Raw genomic sequence first — 20613 nt, 5'->3', positions numbered from 1 at the left:
ATAAAATTCTTTTAGCGTTAATTTTTTGATTGTATAATATAAATGTATAAAAAAGGTGTGAATTTTTGCCTTTCCAGGAGGATGTGTATGGATAACAAATGGATTAGAATAAAAGGTGCGAGAGAGCATAATTTAAAAAATATAGATGTTGAGATACCTAAGAATACCCTTTCAGTCATTACCGGCTTATCAGGTTCAGGGAAATCAACTTTAGCTCTTGATACTATATATGCCGAAGGTCAAAGAAGGTATTTAGAGTCTGTTTCTTCCTATGCAAGGCAGTTTTTAGGTAATCTGAAAAAGCCCGATGTTGAATTTATCGAGGGCCTCTCTCCTTCAATTGCTATTGAACAAAAATCTGTAAGTCATAATCCAAGGTCAACGGTAGGCACCATCACAGAGATTTATGATTATATTAGAGTTTTGTTCGCAAGGGTTGGTAAGGCTTACTGTCCAAAGTGCAATATTCCATTGCAAAGTTCTACTGTAGACGAAATTGTGGATAATATTTTTAAGAATTTTAAAGAGGATGCAAGATTATATATCTTTGCTCCAATTGCTAAGGAAAAGAAAGGTGAGTTTAAAAAAGAACTCCATAATATGAAGATCTCTGGTTTCAAAAGGGTAGAAATTGACGGAGTGATATACGATTTAGATGAGATAGACTCACTTGAAAAGAGCTATAGGCATAATATAAACCTACTTGTTGATAGAGTTAAGTTGAGAAAAGATAATTTTGAGAGAATCTTCGAAGCGGTTGAATTGTGCCTTAAAGAAGGGGATGGCTTTGTAGAAATTAGGGAAATGGATAATAATGAGAACGTCATTTCTAATCAAACTTATTCAGAGAATCTAGCTTGCCCTAAATGTGGATATAGTTTTCCAGAAATTAACCCCAAATTGTTTTCATTTAATAGCCCTTATGGGGCATGTTCTGAATGCCATGGATTAGGTTTTAAGTTGGAGGTTGAACCTGAATATATATTTGATATAAACAAGTCTTTAGAAGATGGCGCTGCTTTGAATATGGGGAAAGACACTTTCATGGTGAGCATGATGAAAGATGTTGTTCGAAGTTTGGGAGAGGATCCATCAAAACCTTTAAAAAGCATGCCTTCAAAAGTTTTAAATACCTTACTGTATGGGACTGACAAAGAAATAGATTTTTCTTTTTCAAAAAGAAATGGAGATAGTTATGAGTTTACTAGAGAGTTCGAGGGGATGGTGAATTGGTATGAAAGAAGGTACAGGCAAACAGATTCGCGGGAAATAAAGGAATGGATCGAAAGAAATTTCATGATTCAAAAGACATGTCAAGCCTGTAATGGTAAAAGATTGAGGGAAGAAGCATTAAGCGTTAGGATAGATGGATATAGTATATACGATTTGACAGAAATGCCAATTAGTGAACTAAAACTTTTCTTTGATGCATTAAAACTAAGTGATTTTGAAATGGAAATTGCCCACGAACTTCTTAGAGAAATAAATAGAAGGTTAACTTTTTTGGTCGATGTAGGACTTGATTATTTGACACTTGGAAGAAATGCGACAACTCTTTCTGGTGGAGAGTCTCAGAGGGTTAGATTGGCTACACAGATAGGATCGGGGTTGACAGGTGTAACATATGTTCTGGATGAACCGACTATAGGGCTTCACCAAAGAGACAACGATAGGCTTATAAATACTTTAAAAAAGTTGAGAGACCTCGATAATACGGTAATAGTTGTCGAACATGACGAGAACGTTATTAGATCTTCTGATTATATAATAGATCTCGGACTTGGGGCTGGAGTCAATGGAGGAAGAGTTATCTTTCAAGGTCCTACTAGTAACTTGTTAGAGAATTCTAATGGGTCTCTTACAGGGAAGTATTTAAGAGGAGAAAAAAGAATAAATATACTTGATAAAAAGAGAGTTGAAAAGAACAGTAGTTTAAAGATAATCGGTGCCAAACATAATAATCTGAAAAATGTCACGGTTGAGATTCCCTTAGGGAAGTTTGTAGTTATAACCGGAGTTTCAGGTTCTGGTAAATCTTCGCTGATTATGGATACATTGTATCCGGCTTTGCAAAAAGAGCTTTACAATTCCAGAGTGAGACCGGGAGAATATGAAAAGATCGAAGGCTTAGAATATATAGATAGTGTGATTTCTATAGATCAAAGCCCTATTGGTAGAACTCCAAGAAGTAACCCAGCTACATATACTGGAGTATTCGATTATATTCGTGAACTGTTCGCTGCAACACCTGAGGCTAAGATTAGAGGATACGATAAGGGAAGGTTTTCCTTCAACGTTAAGGGTGGAAGGTGTGAAGCGTGTAAAGGTCATGGGGTTTTGAAGATCGAGATGCAATTTCTACCTGATGTGTATGTAACTTGTGATGTATGTAAAGGAAAAAGGTACAACAAAGAGACACTAAAGGTTACTTACAAAGGTAAAAATATTTCTGATGTTTTAGATATGACTGTGGATGAAGCTTTGGACTTTTTCAAGAATTTACCATTAATAAAAAATGTTCTACAGCTATTGCAAGATGTGGGTTTGGGATACATAAGATTGGGTCAGTCTGCCACTACCCTTTCTGGTGGAGAAGCTCAAAGGATCAAATTAACTTCTGAGTTGAGAAAGAAATCCACCGGTAATACGGTTTATATACTCGATGAACCTACGACAGGTCTTCATTTTGAAGATATAAAAAAATTAATAAAAGTTCTCAATATTCTCGTTGAAAAGGGTAATACTGTTATAGTAATAGAACACGAGATGGACATTATAAAAAATGCAGATTACATTATAGACTTGGGACCAGAAGGTGGAGAAAATGGGGGCTACATTGTAGCTACAGGCACCCCAGAAGAAGTAGCTGAGAGTGGTACTTACACCGGTTACTATTTGCAACAAGTTTTATCAAAAGAAAGAATTTCAAAGTAAAAATAATTGTGTTGTTTTGTACAATAACTATTCTTTCTTAAGCCAATTTATAGTCTGTTCTGCCACTTTTTCTTTTTCGATATCGTTTACAACTACGTGCCTGCTTTCTTCCAATATCAGAAATTCGGTTTTTCCTTTAATATTGTTTTCTATAATTTCTTTTACCGAAAAAGGAACTGCTTCGTCTTTTTTTGATAGTATTACATAAGTTTTAGATGTAACTTTTGAAAGGTTTTTAAGAGCCATTTTTTGTAGTTTGTAAAGATCTGCTGCCTTCGAAGGCCAGTCATAATTCCAGTATTGACTGGCAAGATAATCGAGCTTTTCGTCATCGAATGTTTGAGGATTCTTCTTTTTTATTTTCTTAACAATAAATCCAAAGAATGGAGTTAAATTTATTCTCCGATCTTTTGCTTTTAGTGCAGGAGCAGCTAAAACAATTTTTTCTGGATGGAATTTACTTGCTAAGAGAGTTGTTAATACACCTCCCATGGAAAGACCTAAAATATAGACTTTTTTGTGGTAGGCTTTTAAGTCAAGGTAAGAATCTACTGATTTTCTGAGCCAATCTCTCCAATTAGAGTTTAAAAAATCGTTGGAATTGGTTCCGTGTCCCGGGAGTCTAGGTATGTATATAGAAAAACCAGATTTGTGAATCTGTCTACCTATGTAATACATATCATGAGGAGAACCTGTGTAACCATGTAGAATTAACACGGCAATATTTGAATCATTTTTTAAATAAAGCTCCTTTGATATTGGTGAGACAGATGTGCTTGTTGGTATTTTATCGAAGAAACTCAAAATATGTACCCCCCTTAAAAAGCCTGATAATTATCAGTTATTCTCAAATTGTAGCCTATAAAGGTCATAGTAAATTCCGTGGTTGTTGATAAGTTCTTCATGACTTCCTTCTTCAACAACTAAACCTTTGTGAACGACTATTATTCTGTTAGAGTTTTTTACGGTTGAAAGTCTGTGTGCAATCGAAATTATAGTTGAACGTTCAGATATTTTATTTAGAGCTTGTTGTATTAGAAATTCAGTTTCGACATCGACGTTAGCTGTTGCTTCATCTAAAATTATAACTTTTGAATTAAAAAGTACCGCCCTAGTTAAGGCTACCAATTGTCTTTCGCCAGATGATAAAGTTCCACCTCTTTCTGTGATGACTGTATAATAATTTTGGGGCAAACGAGAGATAATTTCATCTGCATATACAGATTTTGCAACCTTTTTTACTTCTTCCTCGGGAATGTCTTGGTTAAATAATCTCATATTATCTAAAATAGTTCCGGAGAACAAGAATACATCTTGAGGTACAACAGCAATTTTTTTACGTAATTCGTTGAGATCGTATTCATATAATTCTTTATCGTCTAAAAGTATTTTACCACTTTGATATTTGTAAAGGCCACTTATCAATTTAATTATTGTAGTTTTTCCTGAACCTGTTTCCCCAACTATGGCTACTCTTTCATTGGGATTTATCTTGAAATTTACGCCTTTTAAGACTTCTGTATTTCCATCGTACGAGAATTTAACGTTTTGAAATTCAACTTTGCCCTCTTGAATACTTGTATATTTTTTCCTTCCAAAATCTTCCTGTTCTTGATCGAATATCTTAAAAATTTTTCCAGCTGATGCGAATGCATTCTGCATTATGTCATATTTTTCTGCCAGGTCGAACAGAGGTCTAAAGAACATATCTACATAAGAAGTGAAGGCATAGATAGTTCCAAAGGTTGTCTGCCCATCAGTTAATAACAAAGAACCAAACCAAAGTAAAACGCTAATTGTGAAATACTGTAAAAGACTCATTAAGGGTCTAAAGATTGCAAATACGTGCAATTGCTGCACATTTGCACGATATACCTTGGTACTCATATAATCGAATTCCTTTTTCTTTCTCTCTTCTTGGTTGAATAATCTTGTAACATTGCTTCCAGATAGATTTTCGGCTAAGTAGGAATTTAGAGCCGATATTCTGGTTCTAACCTTGTCGTAAGCCTTTCTATCAAAATGCCTGAATAAAACAACTGAAACAACGATAACTGGGAACATAGACATCGTATATAGGCTCAGTTTGAAGTCTAACACCATCATTAAAATGATTACACCAGTTATTATAGCTATATCTTTGAGTAAACTTGTTACAACCTCACTGAAGAAATCTGAAAGATTTTGGGAGTCATTAACCACACGTGTTGTAACTTTGCCCGGAGGATTTTTTTCAAAAAATGTATATTTGAGTTTTAATATATGACCAAATAAATCTTTCCTCAGATGAAAAATAACCTTTTGACCAACTAAATTAGCAAAGAAAACTTGACCGTAATTTAAAACAAATTGTCCCATAAGTACTGATATAAAAATTAGGCTAAACACATGGATTTTTCGATAGGCTGCGTCAAAGTATTGGGAATACTGCTCCCCTGAGACTTGTATTCTTTCACCTGTTTGATTGTTAACCATATAATAATTGTTGTCTCTTTTCTCTAGATTATAGGCTCCGTTTTCCTGTTCAATAAATTGCAATTCACTCCCAGGGACCATATCAAATGAATACTCTACATTTATTACGTTATCAATCCCGTATCGTATAAAAATAGGTAAGGATAGCTCTATTATCGTTGCTATCGCCAAAGTTAAAAAGGTCAAAAATAGTAATAACTTGTATTTCTTTATGTACACCCACAACCTCATGAAGGTTTTGAGATCGCCTTCGCTTTTTTCTTTTTCTTCTAAAAATATTTCTTCATGAACTGAAGCCATTGCTCTACTCCTCCAAATTTTTTTCTATTAATTGTTTCATGTACATCGAATAGTAAATACCTTCTCGTGAGATCAACTGATTGTGACTACCGTTTTCAACGATTTGACCATCATCGAATACATAAATCTGGTCGGCATTTTTAACCGCCTTGAGCCTGTGAGATATAACGACGATTGTTTTGCCTTTTGCTTGTTGCCTAAGTGTTTTGATAATTTCTTCCTCCGTTTCGGTATCCACAGCGGAAAGACAATCGTCTAATATTATCATTTTTGATCTTTTAGCTAGAGCCCTCGCTATAGTAACCCTCTGCCTTTGACCACCTGAAAGTGTAGCCCCTCTTTCTCCCACTATTGTGTCATATTTATTTTCAAAGTTCATTATATCATCATGTACATGAGAAAGTTTTGCAAATTCTTCCACTTTATCTTCTATTTTTTCATCGGAAAAGGCTATATTTTCTCTTATCGTCATTGAAAATAAGAAACTATCTTGTGGTACATACGAGACATTGTCTCTTATAAATTCACCGTTTACATCGTTTATATCTTTTCCGTCCAAAAATATTTGTCCTCTTTCAACTGGGTATAGTTTAACAAGGAGTTTTGCTAATGTAGATTTTCCTGAACCTATTCTTCCAACAAAGGCTACCATTTCTCCAGGGTTTATATTCATGTTTACATCGTTCAAAACTACCCTTTGTGAACCTGGATATTTGAACGTTAGATGGTTGATTTGATAATGGCCCTGGAACTCGAAATCTTTTCTTGGAGGTTCTTTTATTGAATTTTTTTGTTCTAAAACTTCGTTAACCCTTCTTAAAGAGGCTCTTCCTCTTTGTATTAGGTTGATTAAATTTCCAACCGCCATCATTGGCCATATCAACATTCCTATATATTGGTTTGTCATTATGAAGTCTCCAAGGGTTATCTGGTTGTTTATTACCATTGGTCCACCAAAATTGAAAACAAAGATAGTTGCTAATTGTCCTACCAACATCGCTAAAGGAAACATCAATCCCCAAACTTTTATCAAGCGGATGTAAGAATTATAGAATTCTTGAGACTTAGTGTCAAATATCTCTTGCATCGTGTCATAGTTTGAATACAACTTTACAACATCCACACCAGAGACATTTTCTTCGGTTATATTTGATAACTCCGAAGTTTTTTCTTGTAATTCTCTGAACCTTCTGTGGATGAATCTCCCAAAAAAGAGTGATATAATTGCTATTAAAGGAAGCGGTAGTACCGAAATAAAAGTCAATCTCCAATTCACGAAAGTACCCATTGCGAATAAGGTTAAAGTTGTCATTGTTATAGTATCAACAAGCATTATAACCGACATCCCCATCATACGTCTTAACATCAAAACATCAGAAGTGAACCGAGTCATCAAATCTCCTGTTCTCCATTTGTCAAAAAAATCTTGGTCCAATCCGATGATGTGATTGAACATTTTCTTCCAGCTTTTATACTCAAAAAGTCTGGCTGCTCCAATAATTGAAATCCTCCAGAAAACTCTACCAATACCTAAGCCTAGAGCTAACATGATTATTCCAAACACCAATGTTTTAATTTGGTTAAGGTTTGGGGATTGAGTATTTAGTAGATCTACTATGCTTCCAATTTGTCTTGGAATAAACAGCTGAATGATATCAACGGTGATAAGAAAGAGAATTCCAATGAGGTATCTCCACCAGTATTTTTTAATAAACTCTTTGATCAAAAGATTCACCTACCCAAATTGATTAGTATTCCTAACAAAATTATATCACGTGATTCAAGGAATATCAATTATTTTCATCGAAAAAATATAAGAGAACTTAAAAAATAAAAAAGGGGCGCTAATTATTTATTTTTAGAGGTGATTTTTGTGTTTGAAAGTTACGATAACGTTTATAATTTTTGGTTCGAAAATGGTGCAAGTTCTGTTACGTTTTTAGAATATGATGATGGATTGATAGCCTTTGATAGTTCACTTTATCCAAGAAAGTTTGAAGATATGGTTAAAATAGTAGAAGAACGTACTTCAAAAAAATTAAAAAAAGTTTTTTTCACTCATTTTCACCCTGATCACACCTTTGGAGCTATTTTTAGCAAACGTAAATTTGATTTATATATGAACAGAAAAACATTGGACTTTCTTGATACTTTGGATACTACTTTTTTAAAAGAGAGTTCAAAGATAGCGGACTATAACTTCAACAATTTCAAAGAGGCCTTAAAAGAAAAAAACATCGTCATTTTTGAGAATTCTATTTTTCTTTTCTTAAAAGAACAAATTTTATCAGCAGAAAATATAGGTGGACATACTTTAGATTCAACAATCTATATCCTTAAACCACAAGGATATTTGATAAGTGGTGATCTAGTATTTTCTAAGGTGCATGCAGAAATTCTTAATTCCAATGTTGACGAGTGGATATCTAGATTAAATAGCTTATCTTCCCTAGATATAAAAATGGTTTTTCCAGGGCATGGGAAACCAGAAGGGAAAAAGCTTTTGAGAGAACAATTGAGCTATTTGAAAAGAAAGAAAAACGGGGAGGATATGGAAAAAAGGTACGCAGATTATTCCTTGCCAGATTTAGCTCATTTATAATGAAACTAGGAAGATTTTAGAATTTTGTTCAGTGTGGCATCTCCTTCTTCATCAGACAAAGGTGCAATTTCTTTGATGTCTATTATGATCTTTTTATTCTCCTCGGAATTCAAAATTTCTAACTTTTCTAGAATCTTTATATTTTCATATGGTTTAAAATAGTAAATATTGAATTTGGTAAAGTCTATATTAAGCAATTTTAAGAAATTTCTGGTTTTCGGAATGTACTGTTGAATCTCATATACCCCTTCTTCTGTCACCACTACATCAAAATTTTCTGGTTTAAAAAACGGTAGGAAAGATGAAAGTAATTCAGGGATAGTAGCAGTACGTACAGATATTTGATCGTATTTATCTACTTCATCACGAACGTTTGTGTAAAAAACCGTATCGAAAAGATCATAACAATAATAAATATTTTTAAATAAGGATGGTTTTTCAAAGGTAAATATTATATATCTGTTATCTATATAGCTTAATTGTGCGGAAATTTCTTTAATATCAGTTATTTGAAACTGAATATCAATATCAAATATTAATTTTTTGTAACCCAAGTAACTCTCTAAAATGCCTTCTAAGTTTGGTTGAGCAAATATAAAGGAAGAAAAAACAAGCAAAGAAAAGAGTAAATATTTCTTGTTTATCATTTCAGAGTTTTCATCCTTTCTCTTAATGAAACGATTTCTGTTACCCTAATTCCAAAGTTTTCATCAATAACAACAACTTCACCTCTAGCTATTAATCTTCCGTTGGCATAAATATCCAATGGTTCACCTGCCAATTTATTTAACTGTATCATTGAGCCTTCATGTAACTCTAAGATTTCTCTAAGATTTAATTTAGTTGATCCTAACTCAACTTTTATTTCTAAAGGAACATCAAGCAAAAGTTCCAATTTTGATAGATCTATATTTTGGGAGATAGGTTCTTCCCTTTTTTCAAATTCACTGAATTCTACGGGTTGAACCTTGACTTTTTTCTCTTTGATCACGTTAGAATTGCTTTTTTCTTCCACATTTGAACTTTTTGAGCCTTCTTCTTTAACTTTTCTCTTACCAAAAGTTTTTTCCATAAGTTCTTTAATCTTTTGAGCAAATTTCATGGGTATAAATTGCCAGAACGTTGTTTCAGCTATTCCAGTGATTTTTACGTTGAACTTTATGGATATAACATAAGCTTCCTTGTCAGTTTCTATCGGAGGAAATTCTATATTTGGATCCGAAAAATTCAGTACTCGACTGTTTGGTGGAGAAATATCGATATTTGTTTTTAGAAAATCCGATAAGGCAGTTGAAGCTGTACCCATCATTTGGTTCATCGCTTCGGAAACAGCACTTAAACTAATATCGTCTAATTCTCTTTCTTCGATATTTTCTACATCTTTTCCTAGCATTAAATCTGCTATTATATTGGTTAAATTCAGAGGCAATACTAACGTGTTCAAACCATACAATCCTCTTTTGTACTCTACTGTAACGACAACATTTTCTCCTTCAAAATTGGTTGTTATATTCTTAAATTTTATAATATTTGTTTGGGGATATTGGATTTCTATCTTTCTTCTCAGCAAAGTTGAAAGGGTCGTAGCTCCAGAACCCATTGTGATATTTGCAATTTCGCCTATCATATCCAAAAGTGTGTCCAATTTATCATCCACAGTTGAGGCTTCATCATCTTCTTTTTGTTTTGGATCATCGGTGTTATTTATTCCTTTTAATAATGAATCCAATTCATCTTGATTTAAAAATCGATCTTCGTTTTCAGGCATTTTATTCATCTCCTGTTTTTTCTGTAGTTTCACTTTTTTCAGAAGAATCTTGCTTTTTTGTCTTTTTTTTCATGCTTTCTTCAACAAGAAGTCTTTCTAAAAGCTCTTTATTCTTCTCGACGACCTTTACACTGTAAAAACCTTTACTTTTACCTACATTCACTTTGAATATAGGTCTTTCTTCAATTTCTAAATCTATTGGCTCGTCGTAAAAAGAATCTAAGCGGATTACATCACCAACTTCCATATTCAAAAAATCGTTTAAATATATCTCTGTTTTGCCAAGTATTGCGGATAAATTTAACTTTGAAAGTAGCAACGTTTGTCTTAGATTCTCCTTAAATTCTTCGGTATGTCTGTAGGAGGTTGTCCACATTCTTGTTGTTAATTTATCGTTCAAAGGTTCCAACGAAGAAGAAGGGAAACAAAGATTCACAAATCCCTGTACGTTTTTTATCGTAACAGATAAAGTTATAAGAATTGTCATCTCATTTGAAGGAGCAACTTGAACAAATTGGGGATTAGTTTCTAAATTTTCCAAATTGGCATCAAATTCCTCTATATTTGACCAAGATTTTGATAGCATTCTCAGCATAACTCCAGCTTCTTTTCTCAAAATGTTCATTTCTATCTCCGTCGGAGGCCGAATCTCTTCAAGAGTGTTTCCTGGTCCTCCTAAAAGTCTGTCTATTATAACGTATCCTAAGTCTAAGCCCATTTGCAAAATAGCGCTTCCTGAAAAAGCTTCGGACGAAAAAATAACAATAAACGTCGGTGAGTTCAATGATTTTTGGAATTCCGAAAAAGTGATTTGATCAATGCTGGCATATTTAACATCGACAAATGTTCTGCTTCTGCCTGAAAGATAAGTAGATAGCTCTCTTGCAAAACTTTCATGAATTAATTGAAGAGTTCTTAGTTGCTCTCTAGAAAACTTCATCGGCCTTCTAAAGTCGTAATCTTTGATTCTTCTTTCTTCTTCTTGATATTCTTCAAGAACTTCTTCGGGAGTCTCCCCAGAACTCATTGATTTTAAAATACTATCTATTTCTTCCTGTGTAAGGGTTTCATCTTCAGGCATAAAAACACCTCTTTTTCATTTTGCTGATCTGTACAAAATAGCTCTTTTAAGTTTGCCGCATTGTGAAAAAATTTTTTAATTGAAATAGGTTTTGGGGATCTTAAGGAGCTTACCCTTTTGCTGTGTTGTGAAAAAATTTTTTAATTGAAATAGGTTTTGGGGATCTTAAGGGGCTTGCCCCTTAATGTTTACACTTAACCAATCATTATTGACTCGTTGTTATAGTCATTAAAATCATTGTCACCTTTATAACTCCCAAACTTTCCCTTTCGCCTGTAAATCCCAGTATTTCATTTATCGTGTCTTTAATTTGTTTCTTAGTTAGCTCTATTCCTTGTGGAGTTGAAAGTTCACCTCTTGTTTTATTCATAAATATCATTCGTATAGCCTCTAACACCTCTAAGCGGTTGGAAGTTATTAAATCTCTTGCTTGATTACTTCCAACATCTAACTGTAATGAATCTACAACAGCGACGTCATATCCTCCTTTTAACATCATAGTATATCTGGATCCTTCTGTAATTAGAACTACTCTAGCAGGGGTTGTAGCGGATACTTGGGAAGATTGCTCAGAACTTGAAGAAACATTTGATGTTAAAATTCTCACTATAAAAAAAGATGTAATTCCTGATATTATTAAAGCAACGACTATGACTATTATTAAAGTCATTAAAAAAGATGGTCTCGATCTTCTAGTTTTTCCCTCTTCTGAACTTATATTATCATTTTCCAAAACCTTTCGCCTCCACTGTCTTGCATTTATCTTACTCTTTGCCTTAGTATAAGAATATCTATTCTTCTATATTTTTGTCTTAATTCATTCAATCTTGTATTATATTCGTTTTCTAATTCTTTTTCAATTTGCTGTAACTGTGCAGAATTTATTTCTCCTTTTGTGAATTGATCAAATGCAAGGGATTTTCGTGAATCAATTTCCGTCTTTAACAGGTTAATTTCTTTCGTTATTTCACTATCTCCCAAACCGATTGGGAAAAATCTATCTGAATTATAAAAATAATCTATATCAAATTGTCCAGAATTAATCTCAGCCATCTTTTCTACCAACCTTCTATTTTTTAATTCAGTGGTAAAAAAACTAACTACACTTGCCGCTCTAGCTGCACTCAAATGCCAATTAGAAGGATATAAACTTGAAGATAAAACTGGTCGATCATCCGTAAAACCATAAACTTCTATAGCGTTAGATGTGTGTTCTAATATTATTGTACCTATACTATACAACAGCTCTTTAGCTTCGGCGGTTAATTCAGCGCTCCCTGTTTTAAAAAAGGCGATGTCTCTCATAGATATTATCGTCCCTTTATCCGTTTCCTCAATAGTGATTTTTCCCTTATACTTCTCGTCTTCTATAATTTTTAATAATTCTTGCCTAATTCCGGGATTAGAAGTAATCAAAGGTTCTTCGGAAATACTTCTGCCTCCGACTAGTACCCCAATTGGTTGACCTTCAAATACACTTTGTAAACTAACAACCGCCTGTTGAAATTTTCCCGGTGATATAGTAGCCATAGAAAACAAGGCGATAAACATTGTCAACAACAGAGTAGTCATATCGCTAAAAGTTTGCATCCATGAAGCTTCACCTTTCTTTTCTCTTTTCTTTCTAGGCATAAAATATCACCTCTACATTACAAAACAGCTTCACCTTTTTCTGCCTCATAGGCACGTCTTTCTTCTTCACTGAGAAATGCCTTTAGTTTTTCTTCCATCAAATGTGGATTTTCACCTTGTACTATAGATAATATGCCTTCTAACATCATTCGCATTTGGTTGATATTTTTATCCACCCTTTTTTTTAGTTTTTCAGCGGGTGGGAGAGCAATGGTGTTTGCTATAAGAGCACCGTATAACGTTGTAATAAGGGCGAGAGACATTCTCGGCCCAATAGTTGTTGGATCACTAAGAGTATCTAGCAACAAAACTAATCCTATTAAAGTTCCTATCATACCAAAGGCCGGAGCCATAGCTCCCCACGTATCCAAAACTGAGATCTTATCTTCCTCTGTTTCTTGGTACATATCCATCTTCACTTCTAATATTTTTTTAATCTCTTCTGGATCTGTTCCATCAACGGCGGCTCTCAAACCGTCTCGTAAAAATTCACTTTGAACACTGGGTAAATCTTCTTCTAAAGATATCATGCCATCCCGTCTTGCTTTTTCAGAAAACGAGTATAAGATCCTTAATGTTTCAAGGTTGTCGATCTTAGGATTTTTCAAGGCTTCAATGATAATGTTAAATATTTTAAAAGACCTTGAACTTGGATGGGCGATGAATGTTGCACCAATAGATCCCAACACAGTTATAAAAAAAGAAGGTATATCTAGTAAAGTTGTAAATTCACTACCTGCACCTACTACTAGTGCAACTATCGCTAAAGATAAACCGATTATTGTCGATATATCCACAACTATCCCACCTCTTGTTTTGCACTATTCCAATTATAAAAAGTTTGCTCAAAAATAATACATACTTTATTTGCCAAAAATTTCCTTATTTAATTCTACCACTTTTTTCTTAACTTCATCAATACTTTCTTTAACGACATAAACATGTCCGTTCATCATTGTTATGGTTGTATCAGGGTGACACTCTATCTTTTCAATTTGATAAGGGTTTATATAAAATTCTTCATCGTTTAATTTTGTGAGTTTAATCATCTTAACCTCCAAAAATTGTTCACTTTAGAAACTCTAAAACCCGTTTTAGCGTCCCTTTGCCCCGCAGCCCGCCCCTATAAAGAGTATAATTATCTCTTGATGTTTATAATTTCATTAAGGATCGCATCTGCCGTAGTTATACTCCTTGAATTTGCTTGGAATCCTCTTTGAGCTATGATCATGTTGGTGAACTCTTCTGCCAAATCCACATTCGACATTTCCAAAGCTCCTGAATTGATACTACCTCTTCCCCCAACTCCAGAAATACCTATTTGAGGAGTTCCACTGTTTGGGCTCAAAGCGTACATAGAGTTACCCGTAGCTGATAAACCTTCAGGGTTGTTAAAAGTGGCTAAGGCAATTTGCCCTAATGGGGCTGTTAAACCGTTTGTGAAAGACGCTATAATAAGTCCATTGTTATCTATAGCAAAAGATTCTAAAGTTCCTTGGGCATTTCCATCTTGTTCGGTAACCGCTATAGAATTTTCTGCAAAAAACTGAGTGAGTTCTTGGAAATTAATCGAAACGTTAACGGGACCTGCAGCCGCTGCTGATTCGGGATCAACCTCCTCATTTAAAGCAGCTCCCACCTTTGCTGGGTCAAACCAGAAACCTGCTGCTCCATTATCGCCATCTTTGAGATCTTGATCTATGGTACCGTCAGGGTTGATTTTCCATTGAGTTGCAGCTATGTTACCGTTTGAATCAAAAGCAATTACCCCTTCGGCGGGATCGTCGAGTAACTGACCATCGGCGGTACTTTTAAATAATGGGTGCCCATCTTCTAATTCTGCCTTCCAATACCAAGTGTTGGCATCTATTTTTGAGAATTTCAAATAGGCATTGTAAGGATTACCAAGAGAATCGTATACTACGGTTGACGTTGTAACAGATGGGTTTACATACTCAGCTTCTGAAAAGTTGGTTGGGTTGTTGAGATCTGTGAACCTTATTGCTCCACCTGAAGGTGGTTGAATTACCTCTCTGACAGATTTTAAGTCGGAAAGAGACTGATTATTGACAATATATGTATCTGAGTCTCCAACTAATCGTAACCCTGTAAGGGTATAAAAATTAGTGACATCTTTTATCCCCTCTGACAATAAATCGTTGAATTCTTCAATTGAAAATTTTCCATTATTATCTCCAAAGGAGGTTGCATCGACTGTAAAAGTTAAAGGAGTTTCATCTTTCTTGGTGAGTGTTATCGAAACTTCAGTACCTACAAACTCAATATCAATATCTTCGGGATCATAATAAACCGTTTCTCCCGTTGTGTTATCTGTAACACCAATGCTTCCTGTGAGGTTTGAAGAAACAGGAGTAGCGGCGTCTGCAGGAACAGGGACACCAACAGATTGTACGCCATCAAGAACCTGAACATCGATAGTATCTGAAAGGTCTCCTCCTGTAAGCTGCAATCCTTTGAGGGTGTAAGTGCTACTCGTATCTGTTATTCCATTTGATAATAAATCGTTGAATTCTTCAATTGTAATTTCTCCATCTGCAGTTCCAATTGCAAAGTCGGCTTCATCTTTTGTAAAAGTCCACTTAGTATCGTTTGAATCCTTTAGAATTATCTTAACTTGATCTGCATTGCCGTTACTATCCGTATCTTTAAACTCAACTGTTATATTTTGCGGAGGAAAATAAACCGGATCTCCAGATCCGTTTGTCATACTAATACTTCCCTCCAGGGTTGCAGGAACTAAAGCAGATGTAATTACAGATTTAGGGTCAATCTCGGATTTTAGGTCGGAAATAGTCTGAATAGTGAGAATATCTGTATCTGTGCCTCCTGTCAGATTCAACCCTTTGAGGGTGTAATCTACAGTGTCATTGACAACCTTATGCTCTATTCCCTTTGACAGTAAACTTTTGAATTCACCAATCGTAATTTTTCCATCTGCAGATTCAATTGCAAAATCGGCTTCATCTTTTTCAAAAGTTAAACTATCACCATCTTCCGTGGTCAAAGTTATTTTAACTCGATCTGCATAGCCATCATTATCAGTATCGATAAAAGAAACTTTTGTACTAGTTGGATCATAATAAACCGCTTTGTTATCTTTGTCTACTACACTAATACTTCCTTCGAGGCTTGCAGAAACTGGGACTGAAGCCCCTAGAGAAACAGGGGCGCCGTTTCCATCGACTATTTCACCGTTTATGTCAAAAATTGAAATCTTACTACTATCTATAGCGACTCCATTGCTATCGTAATTAACCCAATTAATTACATTTCCCGTATCGTCAAGCTCAACTTTTCCGCTAATTTGGGTAGTTGAAGTTAAATTGCCCGAACCATCGTCAACTGCGAATTTGTAATCAGAACCAACTACACTTGCCGTCCAATTGTAAACATTTTTATCCTTGTTTTCTTCGCTACTCATATCCCTTGTGAAAGAAAATTTGATGGGTATACTTTCACCTGTTGCACTCTTAACGACGATTGTTGTGTCCTGGATACCTACACCAGCGTTTAAATTATTTGCGAGAGCTACAAAAGATGTTTCTGTCGCCTCCATTATTTGATTGGCTGACACTTGGATATTTCCTATGGGTTCGTTGGTATCAATGAACCTATTTCCTTCTTCATCAACTTGTGCTGTCCAACCTTGTAATTTCATGCCGGTTGCTGGTTCTAAAAAGAAACCGTTGTAATCTCTAGTAAAGTTGCCTGCTCGTGTATAGTATTGATCTGTTCCATCTGAAAGTATAAAAAAGCCTTCCCCTTGAATCATAAGATCGGTAACTTTACCTGTAGACATAGGAGAACCTTGTGTCATTATTTTGTCTATAGAAGCTAATTGTGATCCTGCTCCAATTTGCATGGGGTTTACCCCACCTAATTGGTTTTGAGGTGCGATTCCTGAACGTAAGTTTTGAAAAAGCAGTGTTTGAAATGTTGCCCTTGAACCTTTGTAGCCTACTGTATTAACGTTAGCGATATTGTTTGCAACTATGTCGAGTTGATCCTGAAAATTCCTTAAACCTGTGATTCCAGAGTAAATTGATCCCAGCATGTTATACTCCTCCTATCAATAATAATTTTTAATAATTTTATTTTAGGCGCTAATCTCATTCACTACCGAATAAGGATACATTTCACCGTTGATAAGTAGGTAAAGTTCATTGTCTAAGAACTTTACGGCTTCGACAATTCCAGTTTTTACACCGGTATTTGCTACCATTTGACCATTTTCTATAGTGTAAATTCCATAGAGATATTCTCCATCAGGCATCATAGTTCCATCGTTGTTTCTTCCGCTCCAGACATATGAGTGTAAGCCTGCTTCTTGCATGCCTAAATCTTCTGCGTAAACTAATTGTCCATTTGAATTGTAAATCTCTAAATATACTTGGGAGCTGTTATCTAATCCATAGTTTAATCCTTCTGCTACCCCACTTTGCAAGTCAATAGTGTTGTCATTCACTACAACAGTTTTTCCAATCAAGCTTGCAGCTTGCAATTTATTGAGCGACATTTGGGAGTTAACCATTTCCTGAATTGCCTGGCTCATATTGGTTATTTGTTCAGTGGAAGAAAGCTGTGAAAGCTGAGCTACAAGATCTTTGTTTTCCATCGGTTGTGTTGGATCTTGGTTTTGTAATTCTGTAATCAACAGTTGTAAAAAAGCTTCTTTGTCTAATTCTTTTTTGATTTCTCTGTCTTTTTTTGCATCATATGTACTTTGATATATAGAATCCATCGATACTGAGTTAAGCATTCAAATCACTCCTTAAATATTCATCAAAGGTGTAGTAAGTTCCTTCTTCTGACTGATCGCCATTATGATCTTCTTCATGGTATTTTTTCTGCTCTTGCTCTTGTTGATGTTGTTGATTTTGATCGGCTAAATAATGTTCTTCTTGTGTGACATTCACTTTTATACTAATAGGTTGGTATCCTTCATCCCTTAAATTTCCAACTAAAGATTGTAACGTTTTTGATATAATATTTTTTGCGTTTTCGGTTTCCGTTGATATGTTAACAGTTACAGCCTGCCCGTTTTTTAAGATTTGAATATCGACTTTTCCTAATTCTGGAGGAGATATTTTGACTGAGAAACTTTCGTTTAAAAAAGTTTGAGTGTTTTTGGAGATAATTACTTCCTTTATTTGAGCGTTTAAATCTTTTAGATTGGTTGCAGGGATACTGTCTTGTATATTATTTTTGTTGATTTGTAAGGATTTTAAATCTATTTCATTAGTACTTTGAGTGGTTTTTAATTGTTCGATATTTAAATTCTTGCTGGTATCTTCTAAATTGCTAGGTGGCGTAAGTTTAACAGTATTATCTTTTTGTAAATCAGAGTTTTTATCTTTATTGATGTTGCTTTTTCTGGTTTCATAAGGATCAAAATACACATTCTTACCAAGGTTGTTTTTTGTGTTTGAAATCTCTGCTTTCTGATCAAATTGTTTTGATTTTATAGAATTATTATTCTCAGTTTTATTATTCTTTGTTTTATCAATGTTTCCCTTAATCAAGGAATTGGCTATAAAAGTTGTTTCTCCTATTGTATTTGATGAAGGTTTTCCTGCCTTTGGATTATTATTGGTAGTTATACCAAGAGCAGTTTTAATTATATTTAATTCCTCAGGTGTAAATGTTGTTTTAGAGGAAGATAATATTTTTTGTGCTTCAATTAATAACTCTTTTTTATCTCCATTTATAGGTTGGGTTTTTGAAGAATTTAGTATTGTTTGGGATAGTTCTAGTGTGTTGATTTCATCTTTGTTTTCTATACTTTTTGAGTTTTCTTCTATTAATTGTAATAATTTTTGGATATCAGGATTGACAATCTGAGTGGTTTCTTGTGAACCTTTTGAATCGAGGTTGTTTTGTAACATAGTATTGGGACTTTCTTCTATGGAATTAGAATGCTTAATTAAACCTTCTGAAGGTATTTGACTTTTATTAGCCTTACTTTCTTCACTATCACTACTCTGAATGACTTTGTTTTCTTTTATGATAATGCTAAATGCTTTTTGTAATGTCTCTAGTTCAGCCTTTGTAAACTCTGTTTTAGGAGAAGACAATATTTTTTGAGCTTGCTCTAGTGTATTGATTTCATTTTTGCTTTCTATACTTTTTGAGCTTTCTTGTATTGTAGATAATAATTTTTGGATATCAGAGTTTACAATCTGATTGGCTTCTTGTGAGTCTTTTAAATGGAGATTTTTTTGTGACAAAGTAGGAGAAGTTTCTTCTATGGAATTAGAATGCTTAATTAAACCTTCTGAAGGTATTTGACTTTTATTAGCCTTACTTTCTTCACTATCACTACTCTGAATGACTTTATTTTCTTTTATGATTATGCTTAAGGCTTTTTGTAATGTCTCTAGTTCAGCCTTTGTAAACTCTGTTTTAGGAGAAGACAATATTTTTTGAGCTTGAATTAACAACTCTCTTTTATCTTCTTTCGTGAGTTCAGGTTTCGAAGAAATTAGTATTTTCTGGGCTTCTTCTAAATTGATTTCATCTTTGTTTTCTGTATTTTTTGAGCTTTCTTCTATTAATTGTAATAATTTTTGGATATCAGGGTTGACAATCTGATCGGCTTCTTGTGAAGCTTTTGAATCGAGGCTGTTTTGTGACAAAATGGTGGGATCTTTTTCTGTAAATTTAGAATGCTTAATTAAACCTTCTGAAGGTAGTTCATTGTTAATGGGCTGACTATCTTTAATTTCTTTTATGATTATGCTTAAGGCTTTTTGTAATGTCTCTAGTTCAGCCTTTGTAAACTCAGTTTTAGGAGAAGATAATATTTTTTGTGCCTGAATTAATAACTCTCTTTTATCTTCTTCTGTAAACTGGATTTTAGTTGGAGCCCCTGTTTCTTGGGCTTGATTTAATAATTCTTTGCCATCGATGCCATTAGCGCTTTTGTTGAATTCGTTTTTGTTTTCTGTATTTTTTGAGCTTTCTTGTATTGTAGATAATAATTCTCGGATATCAGAGTTGACAATTTGGTTGGTTCTTTGGGAACCATTTGAAGGAAGTTTTCTTTGTAACATAATGGTGGGATCTTTTTCTGTAAATTTAGAAGGCTTAATTAAACCTTCTGAAGGTATTTGACTTTTATTAGCCTTACTTTCTTCACTATTACTACTCTGAATGACTTTGTTTTCTTTTATGATAATGCTAAATGCTTTTTGTAATGTCTCTAGTTCAGACCTTGTAAATTTTGTTTTAGGAGAAGATAATATTTTTTGGGCTTGCTCTAATGTATTGATTTCATCTTTGTTTTTTACACTTTCTAAGCTTTCTTCTGTTAACTGTAACAATTTTCGAATGTCGGATTGAAGAATTTGATTGGTTTCTTGTGAACCTTTTGAATCAAGGCTGTTTTGTGACAGCGTGGGGGGAGTTTCTTTTGTGGATTTAGAATGCTTAATTAAACCTTCTAAAGGTATTTCACTATTGCTACCCTTACTATCTTTGCTTTCTTTTGTGATAATGCTTAAGGCTTTTTGAAGTACTTCTAGGTCGTCCTCTGTAAACTCTGTTTTAGGAGAAGACAATATTTTTTGGGCTTGGGTTAATAATTCCTTTTGATCGATGTCTTTAGTGTTTTTTATAGAAGTTTCTATGAGTAAAAGTAATTGATCAACGTCCAAATGAATGCTTTTTGCTTTTTTAGTGTTTGAAATTATTAAATCTTTCGAATCATTCATATTCAATGTAACTAATAATTCATTGTTTGATTTTTCGTCAGTTTTAATTAAAAATTTGTTAGAATCGTTATTATTATTATTATTATTA

At 34.1% G+C, this 20613-nt stretch carries 15 protein-coding genes; 2 read left to right on the top strand and 13 right to left on the bottom strand.

The window, feature by feature from the left end:
- The first annotated feature begins 87 nt into the window (after positions 1-87).
- Complete coding sequence (uvrA, locus tag X927_RS02550) at positions 88-2934, top strand: excinuclease ABC subunit UvrA (protein ID WP_103076545.1); 2847 nt, start codon at positions 88-90, stop codon at positions 2932-2934.
- 27 nt (positions 2935-2961) lie between these two features.
- On the opposite strand, the gene X927_RS02545 is transcribed toward uvrA, so the two are convergent.
- The 3 genes from X927_RS02545 to X927_RS02535 are packed head-to-tail and all read right to left on the bottom strand — an operon-like array spanning position 2962 to position 7444.
- Positions 2962-3738 (bottom strand): alpha/beta hydrolase, encoded by a 777-nt coding sequence (locus X927_RS02545; RefSeq protein WP_103076544.1) that lies wholly within the window; start codon positions 3736-3738, stop codon positions 2962-2964.
- A 33-nt stretch (positions 3739-3771) separates the two neighbouring features.
- Positions 3772-5709 (bottom strand): ABC transporter ATP-binding protein, encoded by a 1938-nt coding sequence (locus X927_RS02540; RefSeq protein WP_103076543.1) that lies wholly within the window; start codon positions 5707-5709, stop codon positions 3772-3774.
- A gap of 4 nt (positions 5710-5713) precedes the next feature.
- Positions 5714-7444, bottom strand: a complete 1731-nt coding sequence (locus X927_RS02535) for an ABC transporter ATP-binding protein (RefSeq protein ID WP_245855455.1) — start codon at positions 7442-7444, stop codon at positions 5714-5716.
- Between the two features lie 138 nt (positions 7445-7582).
- On the opposite strand from X927_RS02535, the gene X927_RS02530 reads away from it, so the two are divergent.
- Positions 7583-8311, top strand: a complete 729-nt coding sequence (locus X927_RS02530) for an MBL fold metallo-hydrolase (protein ID WP_169925103.1) — start codon at positions 7583-7585, stop codon at positions 8309-8311.
- A gap of 5 nt (positions 8312-8316) precedes the next feature.
- Here X927_RS02530 and X927_RS02525 read toward each other — a convergent pair whose 3' ends face one another.
- The 10 genes from X927_RS02525 to fliK form a co-directional block, all read right to left on the bottom strand.
- On the bottom strand, positions 8317-8958 hold the full coding sequence (locus X927_RS02525) for a hypothetical protein (protein WP_103076540.1): 642 nt from the start codon (positions 8956-8958) through the stop codon (positions 8317-8319).
- On the bottom strand, positions 8955-10079 hold the full coding sequence (fliY, locus tag X927_RS02520) for a flagellar motor switch phosphatase FliY (protein WP_103076539.1): 1125 nt from the start codon (positions 10077-10079) through the stop codon (positions 8955-8957). The genes X927_RS02525 and fliY overlap by 4 nt, the downstream gene beginning before the upstream one ends.
- Position 10080: 1 nt before the next feature.
- Positions 10081-11160 (bottom strand): flagellar motor switch protein FliM, encoded by a 1080-nt coding sequence (gene fliM / locus X927_RS02515; RefSeq protein WP_103076538.1) that lies wholly within the window; start codon positions 11158-11160, stop codon positions 10081-10083.
- A 205-nt stretch (positions 11161-11365) separates the two neighbouring features.
- Entirely contained in the window at positions 11366-11893 is a 528-nt protein-coding gene (locus X927_RS02510) for a flagellar basal body-associated FliL family protein (protein WP_103076537.1), read from the bottom strand.
- Positions 11894-11919: 26 nt separating this feature from the next.
- The gene (locus X927_RS02505; protein ID WP_103076536.1) at positions 11920-12792 is read right to left on the bottom strand and encodes an OmpA/MotB family protein; all 873 of its coding nucleotides are present in this window, start codon (positions 12790-12792) and stop codon (positions 11920-11922) included.
- A 17-nt stretch (positions 12793-12809) separates the two neighbouring features.
- Complete coding sequence (locus X927_RS02500; RefSeq protein ID WP_103076535.1) at positions 12810-13589, bottom strand: motility protein A; 780 nt, start codon at positions 13587-13589, stop codon at positions 12810-12812.
- 66 nt (positions 13590-13655) lie between these two features.
- On the bottom strand, positions 13656-13841 hold the full coding sequence (locus X927_RS02495) for a flagellar FlbD family protein (protein ID WP_103076534.1): 186 nt from the start codon (positions 13839-13841) through the stop codon (positions 13656-13658).
- Positions 13842-13930: 89 nt separating this feature from the next.
- Positions 13931-16867, bottom strand: a complete 2937-nt coding sequence (locus tag X927_RS02490) for a flagellar hook-basal body complex protein (RefSeq protein ID WP_103076533.1) — start codon at positions 16865-16867, stop codon at positions 13931-13933.
- 42 nt (positions 16868-16909) lie between these two features.
- Complete coding sequence (locus X927_RS02485; protein WP_103076532.1) at positions 16910-17572, bottom strand: flagellar hook assembly protein FlgD; 663 nt, start codon at positions 17570-17572, stop codon at positions 16910-16912.
- Positions 17565-20613, bottom strand: a 3049-nt coding sequence (fliK, locus tag X927_RS02480) for a flagellar hook-length control protein FliK (RefSeq protein WP_146026564.1), incomplete at its 5' end; no start/stop codon positions are given. The genes fliK and X927_RS02485, both read right to left, overlap by 8 nt.

Source organism: Petrotoga mexicana DSM 14811 (assembly GCF_002895565.1).
GTDB lineage: Bacteria > Thermotogota > Thermotogae > Petrotogales > Petrotogaceae > Petrotoga > Petrotoga mexicana.
This window is presented reverse-complemented; position numbering and strand designations above follow the sequence as displayed.

What these genes read in the sequence shown, in the direction of transcription:
- fliY (WP_103076539.1), bottom strand. Translation starts at nt 10,079, where the DNA reads ATGCCTGAAAACGAAGATCGATTTTTAAATCAAGATGAATTGGATTCA.
- X927_RS02495 (WP_103076534.1), bottom strand. Translation starts at nt 13,841, where the DNA reads ATGATTAAACTCACAAAATTAAACGATGAAGAATTTTATATAAACCCT.
- X927_RS02540 (WP_103076543.1), bottom strand. Translation starts at nt 5,709, where the DNA reads ATGGCTTCAGTTCATGAAGAAATATTTTTAGAAGAAAAAGAAAAAAGC.
- X927_RS02505 (WP_103076536.1), bottom strand. Translation starts at nt 12,792, where the DNA reads ATGCCTAGAAAGAAAAGAGAAAAGAAAGGTGAAGCTTCATGGATGCAA.
- fliM (WP_103076538.1), bottom strand. Translation starts at nt 11,160, where the DNA reads ATGCCTGAAGATGAAACCCTTACACAGGAAGAAATAGATAGTATTTTA.
- X927_RS02485 (WP_103076532.1), bottom strand. Translation starts at nt 17,572, where the DNA reads ATGCTTAACTCAGTATCGATGGATTCTATATATCAAAGTACATATGAT.
- uvrA (WP_103076545.1), top strand. Translation starts at nt 88, where the DNA reads ATGGATAACAAATGGATTAGAATAAAAGGTGCGAGAGAGCATAATTTA.
- X927_RS02525 (WP_103076540.1), bottom strand. Translation starts at nt 8,958, where the DNA reads ATGATAAACAAGAAATATTTACTCTTTTCTTTGCTTGTTTTTTCTTCC.
- X927_RS02490 (WP_103076533.1), bottom strand. Translation starts at nt 16,867, where the DNA reads ATGCTGGGATCAATTTACTCTGGAATCACAGGTTTAAGGAATTTTCAG.